Source organism: Cyanobium sp. NIVA-CYA 375 (assembly GCF_056108345.1).
This window is the reverse complement of the sequence record NZ_JBSYHW010000311.1, coordinates 1-760: the sequence shown is the minus strand read 5'-3', so window position 1 is coordinate 760 and position 760 is coordinate 1. Positions and strand designations below refer to the sequence as shown.

2 protein-coding genes are annotated in these 760 nt (G+C 64.1%); one reads left to right on the top strand and one right to left on the bottom strand.

Annotated elements, in window-relative coordinates:
• The coding region (locus AC01FP_RS18285; RefSeq protein ID WP_474482265.1) for a COX15/CtaA family protein at positions 1–199 on the bottom strand (199 nt) is incomplete at its 3' end.
• A gap of 97 nt (positions 200–296) precedes the next feature.
• Here AC01FP_RS18285 and AC01FP_RS18280 point away from each other — a divergent pair.
• Positions 297–680 (top strand): MerC domain-containing protein, encoded by a 384-nt coding sequence (locus AC01FP_RS18280; RefSeq protein ID WP_474482262.1) that lies wholly within the window; start codon positions 297–299, stop codon positions 678–680.
• Positions 681–760 lie beyond the last annotated feature (80 nt).

Sequence of the window (760 nt, the reverse complement as noted above, 5' to 3'; positions counted from 1 at the left end):
GGGGGATGGCTCCGGTGATCGGCTTCCACTGGGTGATGGAAAGGCCGGATTCGGTCAGCCGGGTGATCCCGCCGACGATCACCATCAGCAACACCAGGCCGGCTACGAACAGCAACCAGCGGGCCACGACAAAAGGGCGGCCCTGGTGGCGGCGGGCCTGAGGATTTTCGCGCAGAAGCGTCATCGTCGAATTGGTCATGACTGCGCCTGTCTGGTGCGCCGCCCGCCCTGGCGCAAGGGCGATTTTCGCAACATACCTTGCGAAACGATACAGCATTACATATTACAGTCCTATCGTGACGAAAGCCTACAACTCGATTCGCCAGCGGTTCGACCGGGTTGGCGTGGTTCTGTCCGGGCTGTGTGCTGCGCATTGCCTCGCGAGCATCGTCGTCCTCAGCGCGTTCGGGTTCGGGGGCGAGTTCCTGCTTGCTCCGGCGATCCACAAATGGGGCCTGGCCATCGCGCTTGTTGTAGCCGCCGTGGCAATCGGATGGGGCGCGCTGGAGCATCGCAAGGCCGGCCCGTTCGTGATTGCGATGACCGGACTGACCTTCATGGGCGGGGCGCTCGCCCTGCCGCACGGGGTGCACGAATCGGTCCTGACCATGATCGGCGTCGCACTGGTTTCGCTCGGCCACGTGCTGAACCTGCGCTGCTCGCACGCCGCCACCCACTAGTCCCGGCTCCACTCCCGACTGCAACCTTGCGCTCCGGTGCCCGGGCGCTATCTCGCTTCATGCCATGACCATAGCCATCA